The 16,809-nt window shown below is 69.5% G+C and carries 14 protein-coding genes, 1 tRNA gene and 2 pseudogenes; 12 read left to right on the forward strand and 5 right to left on the reverse strand.

The window, feature by feature from the left end:
• Positions 1-164 (forward strand): annotated as a pseudogene (locus tag ABEA87_RS42480) (disulfide reductase); the annotation flags it as partial.
• Positions 165-1,048: 884 nt separating this feature from the next.
• On the opposite strand, the gene ABEA87_RS00005 reads toward ABEA87_RS42480, so the two are convergent.
• Positions 1,049-1,321 (reverse strand): hypothetical protein, encoded by a 273-nt coding sequence (locus ABEA87_RS00005; protein WP_345624947.1) that lies wholly within the window; start codon positions 1,319-1,321, stop codon positions 1,049-1,051.
• A gap of 361 nt (positions 1,322-1,682) precedes the next feature.
• On the opposite strand from ABEA87_RS00005, the gene ABEA87_RS00010 reads away from it, so the two are divergent.
• The 4 genes from ABEA87_RS00010 to add all read left to right on the forward strand — a co-directional run bounded on the left by ABEA87_RS00010 (position 1,683) and on the right by add (position 4,390).
• Positions 1,683-2,528, forward strand: coding sequence for a helix-turn-helix domain-containing protein (locus ABEA87_RS00010; RefSeq protein WP_345624948.1), 846 nt, complete (start codon positions 1,683-1,685; stop codon positions 2,526-2,528).
• Positions 2,529-2,533: 5 nt separating this feature from the next.
• The gene (locus ABEA87_RS00015) at positions 2,534-2,752 is read left to right on the forward strand and encodes a DUF397 domain-containing protein (RefSeq protein WP_425570721.1); all 219 of its coding nucleotides are present in this window, start codon (positions 2,534-2,536) and stop codon (positions 2,750-2,752) included.
• A 193-nt stretch (positions 2,753-2,945) separates the two neighbouring features.
• Positions 2,946-3,377, forward strand: a complete 432-nt coding sequence (locus ABEA87_RS00020) for a hypothetical protein (protein WP_345624950.1) — start codon at positions 2,946-2,948, stop codon at positions 3,375-3,377.
• A gap of 47 nt (positions 3,378-3,424) precedes the next feature.
• Positions 3,425-4,390: an adenosine deaminase gene (gene add, locus ABEA87_RS00025; RefSeq protein ID WP_345624951.1), complete on the forward strand. Its 966-nt coding sequence runs from the start codon at positions 3,425-3,427 to the stop codon at positions 4,388-4,390.
• Between the two features lie 53 nt (positions 4,391-4,443).
• Here add and ABEA87_RS00030 read toward each other — a convergent pair whose 3' ends face one another.
• From ABEA87_RS00030 to ABEA87_RS00040, 3 genes are all read right to left on the reverse strand, one after another.
• On the reverse strand, positions 4,444-5,238 hold the full coding sequence (locus ABEA87_RS00030; protein ID WP_345624952.1) for a WecB/TagA/CpsF family glycosyltransferase: 795 nt from the start codon (positions 5,236-5,238) through the stop codon (positions 4,444-4,446).
• Complete coding sequence (locus ABEA87_RS00035) at positions 5,235-6,308, reverse strand: NAD-dependent epimerase/dehydratase family protein (protein WP_345625703.1); 1,074 nt, start codon at positions 6,306-6,308, stop codon at positions 5,235-5,237. The genes ABEA87_RS00030 and ABEA87_RS00035 overlap by 4 nt, the downstream gene beginning before the upstream one ends.
• Before the next feature lie 153 nt (positions 6,309-6,461).
• Positions 6,462-6,547, reverse strand: a tRNA-Leu gene (locus ABEA87_RS00040).
• A 152-nt stretch (positions 6,548-6,699) separates the two neighbouring features.
• On the opposite strand from ABEA87_RS00040, the gene ABEA87_RS00045 reads away from it, so the two are divergent.
• The 7 genes and pseudogenes from ABEA87_RS00045 to pknB all read left to right on the forward strand — a co-directional run bounded on the left by ABEA87_RS00045 (position 6,700) and on the right by pknB (position 16,056).
• On the forward strand, positions 6,700-7,479 hold the full coding sequence (locus ABEA87_RS00045) for a DUF3662 and FHA domain-containing protein (protein WP_345624953.1): 780 nt from the start codon (positions 6,700-6,702) through the stop codon (positions 7,477-7,479).
• 3 nt (positions 7,480-7,482) lie between these two features.
• Entirely contained in the window at positions 7,483-7,965 is a 483-nt protein-coding gene (locus tag ABEA87_RS00050) for an FHA domain-containing protein FhaB/FipA (RefSeq protein WP_345624954.1), read from the forward strand.
• Complete coding sequence (locus tag ABEA87_RS00055) at positions 7,962-9,404, forward strand: PP2C family protein-serine/threonine phosphatase (RefSeq protein ID WP_345624955.1); 1,443 nt, start codon at positions 7,962-7,964, stop codon at positions 9,402-9,404. Before ABEA87_RS00050 ends, ABEA87_RS00055 begins: the two co-directional genes overlap by 4 nt.
• A gap of 18 nt (positions 9,405-9,422) precedes the next feature.
• Positions 9,423-10,895: an FtsW/RodA/SpoVE family cell cycle protein gene (locus ABEA87_RS00060; protein WP_425570722.1), complete on the forward strand. Its 1,473-nt coding sequence runs from the start codon at positions 9,423-9,425 to the stop codon at positions 10,893-10,895.
• 22 nt (positions 10,896-10,917) lie between these two features.
• Positions 10,918-12,429: a penicillin-binding protein 2 gene (locus ABEA87_RS00065; RefSeq protein WP_345624957.1), complete on the forward strand. Its 1,512-nt coding sequence runs from the start codon at positions 10,918-10,920 to the stop codon at positions 12,427-12,429.
• A gap of 19 nt (positions 12,430-12,448) precedes the next feature.
• Positions 12,449-13,630: pseudogene (locus ABEA87_RS00070) on the forward strand (serine/threonine-protein kinase); the annotation flags it as partial.
• 683 nt (positions 13,631-14,313) lie between these two features.
• The gene (gene pknB, locus ABEA87_RS00080) at positions 14,314-16,056 is read left to right on the forward strand and encodes a Stk1 family PASTA domain-containing Ser/Thr kinase (RefSeq protein ID WP_345624958.1); all 1,743 of its coding nucleotides are present in this window, start codon (positions 14,314-14,316) and stop codon (positions 16,054-16,056) included.
• Between the two features lie 100 nt (positions 16,057-16,156).
• Here pknB and ABEA87_RS00085 read toward each other — a convergent pair whose 3' ends face one another.
• Positions 16,157-16,804 (reverse strand): aminodeoxychorismate/anthranilate synthase component II, encoded by a 648-nt coding sequence (locus ABEA87_RS00085; protein WP_345624959.1) that lies wholly within the window; start codon positions 16,802-16,804, stop codon positions 16,157-16,159.
• Between the last annotated feature and the right edge of the window lie 5 nt (positions 16,805-16,809).

Raw genomic sequence — 16,809 nt, forward strand, 5'->3', positions numbered from 1 at the left:
AGTACCAGGTCATCCACCACACCCAGTTGCTCGCCGACCTGGTCGGCAGCTGAAAGCTCACCCCCGTACAGCCGCTGGACGGCGGGCTGACCTACCACGACCCGTGCTACCTCGGCCGGCACAACCGGGTGTTCACCCCGCCGCGGGAGGTGCTGGGCGCCGCCGCCGTCCCGGCCCGGCAGGCGGCGGGTAGGCCCGGACCCGTCCCGCGCCCCGGCTGCGCGCGGTCCGGGGCGCCGCTGGCCAGCGATGCCGGCGGCGACTGCCCGGCCGGCCCCGCGGGCCATGCCGAGGGCGCCGGTCCCACCGGCGCGGCCGAGTCAGCCGGGCCGAGCGGCCCCACCGGTCCTAGCGGCCCTGGCTGCGCCCCAGGTCCCGCCGGTTCGAACGGCCCCGCAGGTCCCACGGGTTCCGCCGGACCGAGCGGCCCCACGGGTTCCGCCGGCCCGGCGGGCCCGAGTGGCCCCGCCGGCACGATCGCCGGCCCGGCCGGTGCGGCGGAGGGCGGTGGCGCGGCGGGTCCCGGCGGTTCGGCGGGCGCCATCGGTTCGGCCGCTCCGGCCGGCACCGCCGGCGCGACCGCCCCCGGCGGTCCGGCCAAGGGAGCGGGCGATGCCGCGACAGCCGGAGCGGCCGGTGGTTTCGGCCGCGCGGGCGTGGCCGGCGAGGGGGACGCCCGCGGCGTGGTGGGCATCGGGATCGGCGGCGGCAGCGGGAACCACGGCGGCTCGGTGGCGAGAAGTCGCGCCGGCGCCGGTGGCGGCGATTGCCGCGAAGCCACGGCCGGGTGGGCCGCGGGTACTGGGGTGGATGCCGCCGCTATGGCGACCGGGGGCGGCACCAGCCGCGTACCGGCGCCATCGGCGCCTGCCGTGCCGGTCAATGCTCCGGCACCGAGCAGGGCGCCGGCGATGACAGGCAACAGACGTGATGGATCGGGGTTGAGCATGGACACCGTCTCCCGAGAGAAATCGGGGTACGGGTCACGTTAGGGGTGAACCACAGGTGCCTTTGATCGTATGACCGCCGGACGGATTATGAGAGGAATTTACGTTACGGGCGCCCGTACGGGGCGCTGACTCATCCGGTACCTGTTCGGCCCGGCGCCGGACGCCGCCCGTTGCAGGCCCTCGATCTGCACGAAGATGGTGCGCCGGTCCACGGCGTCGCCGGTGCCGTCCAGCTCGTATCCGTCGAGCCAGCACCACCCGTCGTAGGTGGCCCAGTCGTGCACTCGGATCACCCGGAAGAGCATGGGCGAGATGAACTGCACACTTGCCGCGCGCGTCACGCGCAGCACGTCGCCGGAACGGGGCAACATATAGACTCCTGTCCGGTACCCAAGAGTGCCGGTGGACCCGCCACCGGGAAATGCCAGAAACCCCCGTCGAAGTGGCGCGGGCCGGAACGACCACGGGATCTTTCCGGTAAGCCCGGTCATCCGCGCCATATCGACAGCCTGCACCTGATCGAATGATCAATGCAAGTTGCACGGCGTGCCTTTCGCTTCTACGGTGGTGGCAGTAACGCGGTTCGATCTCTGACGAGCCGGTTCGGGGAAGCCTGCTCCTCGCCGAGTCGTCCGTGTGCCACCCACCCACCCCTTTCCTCATGGGCTCGGCGGCCTCCAGGGCCTGGTTCCGCCGCTGCCGCTTCAAGGCCGCCGCGGCGGGAGGTGAACCGTGACTGTCCGACCTAGTCCGACCGTCCGCCGCCGCCGGCTCGGCCTCGAGCTGCGCCGGCTCCGGGAGACGGCCGGGCTGACGATCGAAGTGGTCGCCGACCGGCTGGAGTGCTCCTCCTCCAAGATCTCCCGGATCGAGACCGGCCACACCGGAGTGACTCCCCGGGATGTCCGGGACATGCTGGAGGTCTACGGCATCGACGGGGTGACCGCCGAGGACCTCGTGCAGGTGGCCCGGGACGCCCGGCAGAAGGGCTGGTGGCACCTTTACGGGACCGTGTTGACCGGTGCGTACGTGGGTCTGGAGGCGGCAGCCTCGTCGATCCACTCGTACGAGGTCCAGGTGATCCCCGGTTTGCTACAGACGCAGAACTACGCCCGAGTCATGATCAGGACTGGCCGGCCGGAGATGAGTGACAGCGACGTCGACCGACGCGTGCATGTCCGAATGGCCCGTCAGTCGTTGTTGGTACAGGATGATCCGCTCGATCTTTGGGTGGTGTTGGACGAGACGATGTTCCACCGTTTGGTGGGGGGGTCCACGGTGATGCGCGAACAGTTCGATCACGTGGTGGACTCTGCCGCTCAGCCAAACGTGACGGTTCAGGTGTTGCCATTCTCGTCCGGCGCTCACGTGGCGATGGAAGGATCATTCACCATCCTCGGTTACGACGAACAGGCCGATCCCGACGTCGTCTTCGCCGAGAATGCGGCTGGGGGCCTCTTCCTGGAGAAGGACGAGGAACTCCAGCGGTACCAGTACATATTCGATCATCTGCGGGCGAGCGCGATGCCTCCCGACGAGTCGATCGCGTACATCGCCGCACGGGCAAAGGAGCTGTAATGCAGATCGAAACCAAGGGGCTCCGGGTCGACCTGAGCCGGGCCGTTTGGCGTAAGAGCTCGGCCAGCGGGCCAAACTGCGACAACTGCGTCGAAGTTGCCTTCGTGGACGAGGCGATCGCGGTGCGCGACTCGAAGAACCCGACCGGGCCGGCACTGATCTTCACTCAGGACGAGTGGGACGCGTTTGTCGGCGGTGCCAAGGACGGCGAATTCGACCTCTAACGTTCTGCCCTGGGGCGGCCCGGGCCGGCCGGGCGCCCCACGTCACACCCCCTCTGAACTCCGCGTATTCGTCTGAGACCGTCGCCGCTGGCACCCAGCCTCGTTGAACCGGGCGGTACGGCGATTGCCGGGCCACCTCGCCGCAGGAGGCGTCATGGCGGTGCAAAAACGCAGACAGAGGCAGGCGATAGGGATGCAGAACGGCCCTGAAAACTTGGACAACGGTGTGGCCACCAGCGAGGATCGCTTCGCCGGCCAGTTGAACTACCGCGGCACCGCCCGGCGTTCCGGTGGGCTGGCCACCGTGGCCGGCGCCGCCGAGCTACCCGGTGGCGGCGAGGCCGCATCGCTCGGCTCGGTGATGGACACCCCGCTGCCGACCCAGCCGACGATGTCGCTCAACGAGCTGGACAAGCTCGCCGAGCCAGTGTTCCCGCCGAGCGGCTGGATGGACATGCCGTCCGGTGCGTTGGCCGATCATCCGCTGCTGCGCGGGCTGCTGATGGAGCTGCCGCCCAAGGGCGTCATGCCCAGCGCCGCGTGGCTCGACCGCTGGTTCGAGGCCACCCGCTCCATCCTTGAGCTGCTGTACGTGCAGAACGACGGGTCGGTCGGGCGTCGCTGAGTCCGGTCGCCTGCCGGCGGGCTCGCCTCATCTGAGATTGTGGGCGGGTGACTCAATCTCCGGCCATCCCCAAGATCGAACTGCATGTCCACCTTGAGGGATCCATCCGGCCCGCCACACTGCTGGAGATCGCCCGCCGCAACGGTGAGACGTTGCCGGCCGATTCCGTGGCCGGCCTGGAGAAGCTCTACGAGTTCACCGACTTCAAGCACTTCATCGACGTCTGGATCCTGACCACCAACTGCCTGCGCACGGCCGACGATTTCCGTCGCGTGGTGGTGGATTACGCCGCCGAGGCCGCCGGCTTCGGCGCGGTGTACCTGGAGGGGATCTTCTCGCCCGCCGAGCGCGTCGAGCGCGGGCTGGACTGGGACGAGATCTTCACCGGGTACTGCGAGGGTGCCGTCGAGGCGTACGAGCGCAGCGGGGTCGTGGTGCGGTTCACCCCGGACCTGTACCGGGGGCTCCCCCCGGAGCTCGCGGAACAGGCCGCCCGGGTCAGCGTCCGGTACGCCGACCGTGGGGTGGTCGGCTTCGGACTCGGTGGACTGGAGACGAGGCCGGCCGAGCCGTACCGCCGGGCGTTCGAGATCGCCCGGGACGGCGGCCTGGCCCCGGTGCCGCACGCCGGCGAGGCGGCCGGCCCGGACTCGATCCGGGAGATGCTCACGTTGAACCCGGCCCGGCTGCGGCACGGCATCCGGGCGGTGGAGGACGCGGACCTGCTGAAGGAGATTGTCGAGCGCGGCATAGTGCTGGACGTCTGCCCGACGTCCAACCTGCGCACCGGGGTGGTCCGCGCGATCGAGGAGCACCCGCTGCCGGCGCTGCACGAAGCCGGCGCGTTGTGCACCATCAACACCGATGACCCGGCGATGTTCGGCACGGACCTCGGGCGCGAGTACGAGCTCGCCGAGCGGCTGGGTCTGAGCCCCGCCGAGGCGTACGCCGCGGGCGTAGCCGGGGCGCTGTGCGACGAACAGACCAAAGACCGGTTGGCCGGCCTGGGATGAGCAGGCCGGCCAACCGGTCGAAGTAAGACTGGTAAGGAAGGTGACCGGGGCGGTCAGACCGGGAAGGTGGACAGCCGCTCGGTCGAGGCCGGCGGCGGCGTCGCCTTCCACAGGTGAAGCTTCTGCGCGAACAGCCGGGCCAGGTACGCCGGGTTGAGGATCAGGTATCGCTTCCACAGCCGGCCGGGCTCCAGGCCCAGCCGCCACAGCCACTCGAGGCCCCGCTTCTGCATCCACGGCGGCGGCTTGCGCAGGCCCCCGGCGTGGTAGTCGAAGGCGGCGCCGACCGCGAGCTGCGCCATCGGCAGCAGCGGGCGCATCGCGTACGCGAAGACCTCCTGGCGCGGGCAACCGAGCCCGACCAGCACGATCCGTGCGCCCGACTGGATGATCCGGTCGGCGATCTCCTTGTCCTCGCCCGGCTGGGCCGTGCGGAACTTGGACGGTTCGCGACCGGCGACCTTCAGTGCCGGAAACATCTCGTACAGCTTCGGCACCAGCCGGTCGAGCGTCTCGTCCGTGGAGCCGTAGAGGTAGACCGGCAGTCCCTCGTTGGCGGCCCGCTCCAGCACCCGCAGGGTCAGCAGCGGCCCGTAGACGCGGTCGGTAAGGCCCGCGCCGTACAGCGAGTTCAGCGCCCAGCGCACCGGCTGCCCGTCCGGCGTGACCATGTCGAAGCCGTTGAGCCGCGCGTTGTGGTCCTTGTCCTGCACGCCCGTCATCACGCCGTGCACGGCCAGCGCCGTCAGGGCGAACGGTCGGCCCTCCCGGGCCGCGGCCAGCACCGCGTCGGCCGCCTCGTCGTACGTCGTCGCGTCCACGAGGACGCCGAGCACGCTCTGCTTCACTGCGCCGGGACCCACTTGTCGGCGTTGGCCTCGTAGATCTCGGTCAGGATCATCGGTACGTCGTAGACCTGCTTCCAGTCCGGGTAGTCCCGCTGGAAGGCGGCGTTGGAGCCGATCCACCACTGGTGGTCACCGACCCGGTTGGCCTCGTGGTACTCGGTGATCATTTCCTTGCCGGTGATGCGCTCGGCGATCGCGAACGCCTCCAGGTGCGAGGTGTTCGAGTGCCGCCCGCCGCCCAGGTTGTACACGGCGGCGCTGCGCGGGTTGCGGAAGAACGCCTCGAAGGCGGAGATCACGTCGTGGCTGTGGATGGCGTCGCGCACCATCTTGCCCTTGTACCCGAAGATCTTGTACGTCCGGCGCTCCATGTTGCACCGCATCACGTACCCGAGGAAGCCGTGCAGCTCGGTGGCGGAGTGGGCCGGGCCGGTCAGCGTGCCGCCCCGGAAGCAGGCGGTCTTCATGCCGAAGTAGCGGCCGTACTCCTGAACCATGACGTCGGCGGCGACCTTGGACGCGCCGAACACGGAGTGCAGGCACGCGTCGATCGACATGTCCTCGCGGATGCCCTGCTCGTAGGTGTGCCCCGGCTCGAGCTCCCAGCGGGTGTCCAGCTCCACGTAGGGCAGGTAGTTCGGGCGGTCGCCGTACACCTTGTTGGTGGAGCAGTGGATCAGCGGCGCCTCGATGCAGTGCTCGCGGACGTTCTGCAGCACGTTGAGCGTGCCGCCCGCGTTCACGTCGAAGTCGGTGAACGGGTCGCGCACCGCCCAGTCGTGCGAGGGCTGCGCGGCGGTGTGGATGACGACGGCGATGTCGCCGGCGTACCGCTTGAAGATCTTGGCCAGCCCGTCCCGGTCCCGGATGTCCACGTCGTGGTGGGTGTAGGCATCACCGAGCTCGCTGGTGAGCCGCAGCACATTCCAGGCGGTCGAGGCCTCGGCACCGAAGAATTTGGCCCGCATGTCGTTGTCGATACCGACCACGTCCAGGCCGAGACCGGCGAAATGACGGACCGCCTCGGACCCGATCAGACCAGCGGAACCGGTCACCAGCGCGACGCTCACTGTGGAAAGCACCCCTTGGCTTGTCGACTACGGCGAACTTGTGGAGCATACGCTCCGTCATCCCGACACGGTGAGTAACCGGCGCCCGGGTCAGCAGCCCCCGACGACACCCCGGGACGGGAGACGGCCGGCTCTCTCGAGCCGGCCGCCACATGGTGGGGAAGGAGGGAGTTGAACCCTCACGCCCTTTCGGGCACACGGACCTGAACCGTGCGCGTCTGCCATTCCGCCACTCCCCCGGTGCTCAGCGCTCAAGAAGGGGAAAATCTGAACCCCCTTCAGGGCTGCGCGGCAGCGCGGGGCAAACTGTAGCACGACTCAAACCGATCGGTGCGCGTGCGCGCGTGCGGCATCCGGATACCATCAGACCTCGGAACCCGAGGAGGAGCCGGTGAGTGTGCTGCAACGCTTCGAGAAGCGTCTAGAGGGCCTAGTAGAAGGGGCCTTTGCGAAGGTCTTCAAGGGTGTCGTCCACCCGGTCGAGATCCTTAACGCCATGCAGCGGGAGGCGGAGGCGCACAAGGCTATCCTGGCCGGCGGGCGCACTCTGGTCCCGAACCGCTACGTCATTGATCTGTCGCCGTATGATCACAGCCGGTTGGCGCCGTACGCGGCGGCGCTCGCCCAGGAGCTGGCCCAGTCTCAGGCCGAGTTCATTGGCGAGCAGGGCTGGACGGTCTACGGTGACGTGATCGTTGAAATCGAACGGGGCGACGGGCTGGATACCGGCATGTTCCGGGTCACCGCCGAGGTCTACACCGGCGGGGACGTGCCGCCGATGCAGTCCTACGAGCAGCCGCCCCCGCCCCAGTACCCGCCGTACGAGCAGTCGCCCTACGACCAGCCGTACCAGCAGCAGGGGCGGCCGGTCAGCGGCCCGCCAGGGGCGCGGACCGTGCGGCTGGTCGCCAACGACGGCCGGACCTACCCGCTGTCCATCGGCTCGACCGTGATCGGCCGGGGGGACCAGGCCAATCTGCGGCTGCCGGACGTCGGGATCTCGCGCCGGCACGCCCGGCTCGACTACGACGGGGCCCAGGTGGTGCTGACCGATCTTGGCTCCACCAACGGCACCATGGTCAACGGTCAGCGGGTCTCGGCCGTCGCGCTGAATCCCGGCGACATGGTCCAGCTCGGTACGACCACGTTGACGTTCCGCGTGGACGGCTAGACCTTGCCGCAGGAACTTGTCCTCACGGTTGCCCGGATCGGCTTCCTGATCTTGTTGTGGATCTTCGTATTCACCGTGGTCGGAGTGGTTCGGCGGGACCTGTTCGCGGGTTCTCGGTCAAGGCTCGTCGCGGCACCCAGGGGGGTTGGGGTCACGGCGGTCGGGGGGCGGCCGGCAAAGGTCAAGCGTGGGCGGGCGGTGCACCAGTTGGTGGTCACCGCCGGCGCGCTCGCTGGAACGCGTATCACCCTCGGTGAGCAGCCGATAACCATCGGTCGAGCCGAGGATTCCACACTCGTCATCACGGATGACTACGCCTCGGCCCGACATGCTCGACTTGTACCCCGGGCGGGACAGTGGCTCCTTGAGGACCTAGGTTCGACGAACGGGACCTACCTCGACCGTGAGAAGGTTACCGGACCCACCCCCGTACCCCTCGGCGTGCCGATCCGGATCGGCCGCACTGCCCTCGAGTTGCGACCATGACCCTCACCCTGCGTTACGCGGCCCGCAGTGACCGCGGCCTGATTCGAGACGGTAATCAAGATTCCGTCTACGCCGGGCCGCGGCTGCTTGCCGTAGCCGACGGCATGGGCGGCATGGCCGCCGGTGACGTCGCCAGCAACATCACCATCGCCGCCATGGCGCCGCTGGATGAAGACGTTCCCGGCGATGCCCTGGTCGACGCCCTTCGATCGGCCGTGGACACGGCCAACCAACAGTTACGCGACGCGGTCGACGCGAACCCGGCCCTGGAGGGCATGGGGACCACACTGACCGCGATGCTCTTCTCCGGCAGCAAGTTCGGCATGGTGCACGTCGGCGACTCCCGGGCGTACTTGCTGCGTGACGGCGAGTTCGTCCAGGTCACCAAGGACGACACCTATGTCCAGATGCTGGTGGACGAGGGCCGGATCAGCGCTGAGGAGGCGAGCAGTCACCCACAGCGGTCGCTGCTGACCCGTGCGCTGGACGGCCGGGACATCGATCCCGAGTACTCGGTCCGGCAGGCGGTGCCGGGCGACCGGTACCTGCTGTGCAGCGACGGACTGACCGCCGTGGTCAGTGGCGAGACGATCGCCCAGAGCATGCGGGAGTACACCGATCCGGGCCAGTGCGTCGAGCGGCTGGTTCAGCTGGCGCTGCGCGGCGGCGGACCGGACAACGTCACGGTGATCATCGCGGACGTCACAGACGGCGACATTGTCGAGCAGCGACCGCTGGTCGGCGGCGCCGCCGCCCGGGACCGGGGCATGGTGCCCAGCGTGGAGGGGTCCACGCCGGCCTCCCGCGCGTCGGCGTTGCAGGCGCCCAGGGCGGCCGCTCCAGAGCAGCCGGCCCCCGAGGAGGAGCCGCGGCCGAAGCGGCACCCGCTGCGCACCTCGGCGTTGCTCGCCGTGGTGCTGGTGGTGCTCGGCGGGCTGCTGTGGGGCGGCTGGACCTGGAGTCAGGCGCAGTACTACGTCGGCGCCACGCCGGACGGGATGGTGGCCGTCTTCCAGGGCGTACCGGGCCAGATCGCCGGGGTACACCTGTCCAAGGTGCACCACTCCAGTGCCACCAAGATCGGTGACCTGACCAGGGTGGCCCAGGACAAGGTCAAGCAGGGCATCCCGGCCAACAACGAGCAGGACGCTCAGCGCAAGCTGAACGACCTGATCGATCCGGCCAACGGCAACGTGGTGCCCGACTGCCCGTCGCCGTCGGTATCGCCGGTGGCGCCCACGAGCGCCCCGCCGAGCCCGACCGGTAGCCCGGACCCGTCCTCGTCCCAGTCCCTGTCCCCGTCCCCGTCCGGCAGCCCCTCCTCCGGTGCGCCGGTGTCGGACCCCAGCTCCACGAAGGTGACCACCCGGACGACGATCCAGGGCTCCGTGTCCCCCTCCCCGGATCCCGTCACCATCCCGAGCAGCAGCGGCTGCTGACGGCAGGAGACCACCCAGATCGTGACTGCGCCGACTGCGCCCGCAACGCCGAGCACCCCCAGTGCGCCGGCCGACCCGCGCGTATCAACCCGACGTAACACCGAGCTGGCACTGATCCTCGTCGCGATGGTGATCGTGCTGGCGTACTCGGCGGCGGTCGAGTACGCCCTGGTCGGCCGGGTCACCGCCCGGTTCTGGGTGATTCCCGCGCTGTTGACCCTGCTGTTCGTCGGGGCCCACATCGCGGTGCGGAACCTGACGCCGTACGCCGATCCGTCGATCTTGCCGTGCGTGGCGCTGCTCGACGGGCTGGGCGTGGCCTTCCTACGGCGGCTGGACCTGGGCGGCCTCGACGCGGCCCAGCGCGCCGGCTACGGGGTCCTGGCCGGGCTGGGCTTCCGGCAACTGCTGTGGACGCTCGTTTCGATAGTGGTCGCGACCATAGCGTTGATCATCGTGCGTGATCACCGGATTCTGTCCAGGTACGCGTACACCCTCGGGCTCATCGGCCTCGTACTGATGATGATCCCGGCGGTGCTGCCCGCCTCGCTGTCGAGCATCAACGGCGCGAAACTGTGGATCAAGTTCGGCGGCTTCTTCCAGATCCAGCCGGGCGAGTTCGCGAAGCTGCTGCTGCTGTCCTTCTTCGCGTACTACCTGGTGAGCAAGCGCGAGGTGCTGTCGCTGGCCAGCCGAAGATTCCTGGGCATCGACTTCCCGCGCGGCCGCGACATGGGCCCGGTGATCGTGGTCTGGGTGCTCAGCCTCATGGTCCTGGTCTTCGAGAAGGACCTGGGTACCGCGCTGCTGTACTTCGGCATGTTCGTGGTCACGCTCTATATCGCCACCGAGCGGGTCAGCTGGTTGATCATCGGTCTGGTGCTGTTCATCGGCGGGGCGTTCCTGGCCAACGTGCTGGGCGCGACGATCGGCGGTCCGTTCGCCAACTTCCACGAGCGGGTCGAGATCTGGCTCAATCCGTTCGCGGATCCCAACGTCACGGGGTATCAGCTGGTCCAGTCATTACTCGGGTTGGGTACCGGCGGCCTGTTCGGCGCCGGCCCGGGTGCCGGGCAGCCGGAGAACGTGCCGTTCGTGAACAACGACTTCATCTTCGCCGGCATCGGGGAGGAGATCGGCCTGTTCGGGCTCACCGGCCTGCTGTTGATCTACCTGCTCATCACGGTACGGGGGCTGCGCGCGGCCATCGCGGTGCGCGACTCGTTCGGCAAGCTCATGGCCGGCGGCCTGGCGTTCACCCTGGGCCTACAGGTCTTCGTGATCGTCGGTGGGGTCACCAAGCTGATCCCGCTGACCGGTCAGACCACCCCGTTCCTCTCCGCCGGTGGGTCCTCCCTGATGGCGAACTGGCTGCTCATCGGCCTGCTGCTGCGCATCTCGGACGCCTCCCGGCGCCCGGCGACCTCGGGCGCCTCGCCGTCCGGCCAGCCGGAGCGGCTGGCGGGGTTGGCGACGGAGGTAATCCGGTGAGCGTGTGGAAGCGGAGTAGGTCATGAACGCCCCCCTGCGCCGGGTCGGCGTCGTCGTCCTCGTCCTGTTCGGGCTGCTGTTCCTGAACCTGAACTGGGTGCAGGTGTACAAGGCGAACGCGTACCGGACCGACCCGCACAACGCGCGCACCCAGCTCACCGAGTACCAGCGCAAGCGCGGCGAGATCGCGCTGGCCGGCGGGCAGACCATCGTCGCGCAGAGCGTGGCCACCAACGACGAGCTGAAATATCAGCGCAACTATCCGCTGGGCGCGGAGTACGCGCCGTTCGTCGGGTACAAGCCGGTCAGCGGTCTGGCTACCGGGGTCGAGCAGGCGGAGAACGACTTCCTGTCCGGCAACGCGCCGGAACTGTTCGCCGACCGGGTCAAGGAGATCTTCGGCAACAAGACCAGCGGCGGCAACATCCTGCTGACCATCAACAAGGCGGTGCAGGACGAGGCCTACAACGACATCCTGCACAACCGCAGCGGGGTGAAGAACGCCGCGGCCGTGGTGATCGACCCGTCCAGCGGGGCGGTGCTCGGCCTGGCCTCCACCCCGAGCTACGACCCGAACCCGCTGGCCAGCCACAACTCGGACACCGCCCAGGACGCGTACGACCAGCTCAACGCCGACGAGGACAAGCCGCTGCTGGACAAGGCCACCCAGGAGACGTTCTCGCCCGGCTCGACCATGAAGGTGATCGACTCGGCGGCCGCGCTGTCCAGCGGGCAGTACACGCCGCAGACGGTGATCCCGGCCGGCTCGTCGTACACCCCGATCCCGGGCGGCTCGTTCACCATGCACAACGCCGAGGCCTCGACCTGCCCGAACGCGACCATCTCGCTGATCCAGGCGCTGACCGTGTCGTGCAACACCGCGTTCGCGCAGCTCGGCGTGCACCTCGGTTCCCAGCAGATCAAGTCGATGGCACAGGCGTTCGGGTTCGAGGACGACAGCCTGAGCCTCGGCCGGGACGGGCACGAGGCCGGCCTCGGCGTGGCGGCCAGCCACACCGGGGATATGACCGACCCGAACGGGCAGGACGACCCGAACTTCGTCGCCCAGTCCAGCATCGGCCAGCTCAACGTCCAGATGACTCCGCTGGAGGGCGCGCTGATCGCGGCCACCGTCGCGAACGATGGACACCAGATGCGTCCATACTTGATCGACAAGGCCCAGGCGCCGGACCTGAGTTCGGCGTACACCGCATCTCCCAAGGTGCTGCGGACTCCGGTCAATACCCAGGTGGCCGGCGACCTTCAGCAGATGATGGAGAGTGTGGTCGCAGGCGGCACCGGCAAGAAGGCCCAAATCCCGGGCTTCCAGGTCGGCGGCAAGACCGGAACGGCCCAGAACAGCACGGACGACGGGGATCACGGCTGGTTCATCGGCTTCGCGATGAAGGACAACCAGCCGATCGCGGCCGTCTGCGTCTTTCTGGAGCACGCCGGCGACAGCGGTAGCGGAGAGGCCGCCCGGATCGCCGGTGACCTGATGAAGACCGTGATTGCGCAGAAGGGGATCAAATGAGCCCGGCGGAACCCGCGTCATGGTGAACGTGGGCACCATGCTCGGTGGGCGGTACCGGCTCGACGACCGGATCGCCGGTGGCGGCATGGGCGAGGTCTGGCGCGGTACCGACGACGTACTCGGCCGTACCGTGGCGGTGAAGATCTTGCTGCCCGCCCTGCTCGAGGACCCCGACTTCGTCGAGCGGTTCCGGGGCGAGGCGCGCACCATGGCCACCATCAACCATCCGGGCGTCGTCGACGTCTACGACTACGGATCCGACCCGGTGGTCGGCGCCTACCTGGTCATGGAGTACGTGGAGGGCGACGCGCTGTCGCGTACCCTCGGGCGGGTCGGCCGGCTGACCCCGGGGCGCACCATGGCCCTGATGGCTCAGGCCGCCGACGCGCTACAGGCGGCTCACGACAAGGGCATCGTGCACCGCGACGTGAAGCCCGGCAACCTGCTGGTCAGGCCGGACGGCACGCTGGTGCTCACCGACTTCGGGATCGCCCGGTCGGAAATGGTCGGGCAGCTGACCGCGGTCGGCTCGGTGCTGGGCACCGCCTCGTACATCTCGCCGGAGCAGGCCACGGGCGCGGTGGCCACGCCGCTGTCCGACGTGTACGCGCTCGGCGTGGTGGCTTATCAGTGCCTGGCCGGGCGGCGTCCGTTCGAGGGCGACAACCCGCTCGAACTCGCGATGAAGCACGTCCGCACCCAGCCGCCGCCGCTGCCTCCCGACATCCCGCCGGCCGTGCGCTCGATCGTCGAGCGGGCGATGGCCAAGGATCCGTCGGCCCGGTACCCGAGCGCCGCCGCGCTGGGGCAGGTCGCCCGGCGCGCGGCGGCCGGCTTGGCCGGGGGCGGCCCCGGAGTGGGGCCGACCGGAGCGCCGGTCTCCGTGCCGCCGGTCGCCTCGCAGGCCTCTCCGGGCCCGCTGGGTTCGCCGACCGGGCCGACGGTACGGGCGCCGGGCGGGCCGGTGCCGGCCAGCCGGGTATCCGGTGGCCCGAACGCGACCACCCGGGTGCAGGGCGCTCCGCCCATGGGCGCCCGGATGGCGGGCAACCAGCCCGGGGCCACCCACACCATGCCCGGGTACCCGGGCGCCGGGCCGCGTACCCGGCCGATGGGGCAGCCGGGTCAGGCCGGCCCGGCCGGGTACTCCCGGGGAAGCGCCATGCCGCCGACCCAGGCGCCGCGCCGCGCCGACCCGGGCTACCCGCCGGTGGCACCCACCTCCGCCGGTTCGGGCGGCCGGGCTCCGGCGCCGAAGAAGAGCAGTCGTGCCGTGCTCAACGGCGTGCTGATCGCACTGGTCGCTCTCCTGCTGATCGGCGCGGGTGTGCTCGCCTTCGTGCTCGCCAACCACAACGGCGACGACAAGAACCCGGGGACGCCCCTGGCCAACTCGCCGAGCGTGGCCCCCACCAGCATGGCGCCGGCGCCTCCGGTACCTACCGACACTCCGACGGATCCGGCCACCCAGGGCTCCGACGACAACCAGCCCATAGACATAAACTGCGACGAGCTGACCGGCCAGCAGTACCAGGACGTGCGGGATCAACTGACCGACCAGGGTTTCCGGGTGCTCAAGGTCAACGAGTCCGGCGGCGACGCCGGAGAGGTGACACGTGTCACACCTTGTGAGGCTCGGCCCAACGACACCATCACGCTGACCGTCTCGACCGGCAAGGGCGACGACGACGGTGGCCACGGCGGCAACGGGGGTACCGGAGCGCCCACACCGACCACCGGCCCCACCGATCAGGGTGGCCAGGACTGCGGGAAGGGCCGATCGAACGACGACTGCAGCCCCGGCCCGGATCAATCCCAGTGAACGCCATCGGGTAGGAATGGCAAGGGACGATGAGCATCGATGACTAAAGGACGAATGACGAGATGAGTGCGGGCCGGCTGCTCGGGGGCAGGTACCAGGTCGCCGACTTGCTCGGCTATGGCGGCATGGCCGAGGTACACCGTGGCCGCGACCTCCGGTTGGGCCGCGATGTGGCGATCAAGATGCTGCGTACCGACCTGGCCAGGGACCGCACCTTCCAGGAGAGGTTCCGTCGCGAGGCACAGAACGCGGCCTCGCTCAACCACCCGGCGATCGTCGCTGTCTACGACACGGGCGAGGAGCGCGCACCGACCGGCGAGACCATCCCGTTCATCGTCATGGAGTTCGTCAACGGCCGCACGCTCAAGGAGGTGCTGACCGCCGAGGGGCGGCTGATGCCGCGCCGCGCCCTGGAGATCACCGCCGACATCTGCGCGGCGTTGGAGTTCAGCCACCGGCACTCGATCATCCACCGGGACATCAAGCCGGGCAACGTCATGCTCACCCAGACCGGACAGGTCAAGGTGATGGACTTCGGCATCGCCCGCGCCCTGGCCAGCGGCGCCACCACGATGACGCAGACCAGCGCGGTGATCGGTACGGCCCAGTACCTGTCCCCGGAGCAGGCCCGCGGTGAGGCGGTGGACGCCCGGTCCGACGTGTACGCCACCGGATGCGTGCTGTACGAGCTGCTCACCGGGCATCCGCCGTTCGTCGGCGACAACCCCGTGTCGGTGGCCTACCAGCACGTGCGAGAGGACCCGCTGCCGCCCAGCGACTCCAACCGGGATGTGCCGCCGGACGTCGACGCGGTGGTCCTCAAGGCGCTGGCGAAGAACCGGCTGAACCGGTACCAGAGTGCCGGAGAGATGCGCGCCGACCTGCTGCGGGCGGCGGCCGGACGGCCGGTGCTGGCCACCCCGGTGATGCGCGAGGACGACCGGACCATGCCGGTGCCCGTGCAGCAGCCCCGACTGGTGGGCAACCGCAACACCGGCACGATGGCCCGGGTCGGCAACCCGCAGCGCCGGCGTGCCTCGAACTGGCTGATCGCGAGCCTGGTGATCCTCGGCGTACTCGCGGTCGGCGCCCTGGGGACCGGCCTTTACCTGGCCAATCGTCCTCAGAAGTCCGAGGTCCCGAACCTGGTCAACCGGACCTCGGCCGAGGCGCAGAGCCTGCTCGCCCAGAGCAAGCTGCGGGGCAACGCGCAGCTGGTCTTCGACGCCACCTGCACCAAGGACACGGTGATCGAACAGACGCAACCACCGCGCCGGCAGGTCGTGCAGAACACCACGATCAACTACCAGGTGTGCGCCGGCCCGAAGAAGGTCACGGTCCCGTCGCTGTCCGGGGGCAATCAGGACTCGGCCACGGCATTGCTCAACACGGTCCAGCTCAAGGCCAAGTTCGTCCAGGTGAAGAGCCTGGTGGCCGACAAGGGCGAGGTGGTCGACCAGGACCCGAAGTCGGGCCAGACGGTCGCCGAGGGCACCACGGTCACCGTGAGCATCGGCATGGGCAACCAGGAGAAGGTGCCGTCTCTGTCCGGCCTGTCCAGTGACCAGGCCCAGCAGAAGCTCGACGACCTGGGCTTCGACAACGTGCACGTGTCGTCGCAGTTCACCTCGGACCCGAACGACGTCGGGATGGTGACCAGCCAGTCTCCCTCGCCGGACACGACCGTGAACCTGGACGACTCGATCACGATCTTCGTCGGCAAGTTGGCCGAGACGGACTCGCCGACGCCGACCTCGCCGCCCAGCTCGCCGCCGCCGTCACCGTCGGTGGCGCCCTCGACGTAGCCCGCCCTGAGCCGGGCCCAGCGGCCTGGCGGCCGGAGCCGGGCGGCCTATTGAGTGGCAGGGCCTGGCCGCCGGCCCCGGTGCCGCTGGCCGTGCCGCCTCAGGCGGCGAATGCCGCCAGCCGCCGCTGTTCGACCTGCTCGACCAGCTCCGGGGCCCGGTCCAGCGCCTCCCGGTACCCGCAGGTCGCCAGCCAGTTGGCGAGCAGCAGGTGGCCGCCCTGGGTCAGCACCGACTCAGGATGGAACTGGACACCCTCGATCGGCAGCGTGCGGTGCCGCATCGCCATCACCACGCCCGACTCGGTGCGCCCGGTGACCTCGATCTCATCCGGCAGCGTGGACTCCAGCACGGCCAGCGAGTGGTACCGGGTCGCCGTGAACGGGTTGGGCAGGCCGGCCAGTACGCCGCTGCCCCGGTGGTGCACCTCGGAGGTCTTGCCGTGCAGCAGCTCCGGCGCCCGCTCGACGGTGGCGCCGTAGGCCGCCCCGAACGCCTGGTGGCCGAGGCAGACCCCGAGCATGGGCACCCGGCCGGCGAACTCGGCCACCAGCGGCACGCAGATGCCCGCGCGCTGCGGGGTGCCGGGCCCCGGCGACAGGAGTACGCCGTCCGGGTCGAGCCGGCCCACCTCAGTCAGGTCGATCTCGTCGTTGCGCCGTACCTCGCAGTCGACGCCCAGCTGTCCCAGGTACTGGACGAGGTTGTAGACGAACGAGTCGTAGTTGTCCACGACGAGGATGCGCATGCGAG

Origin of the sequence: Rugosimonospora acidiphila, assembly GCF_039543385.1 — a bacterium.
GTDB lineage: Bacteria > Actinomycetota > Actinomycetes > Mycobacteriales > Micromonosporaceae > Rugosimonospora > Rugosimonospora acidiphila.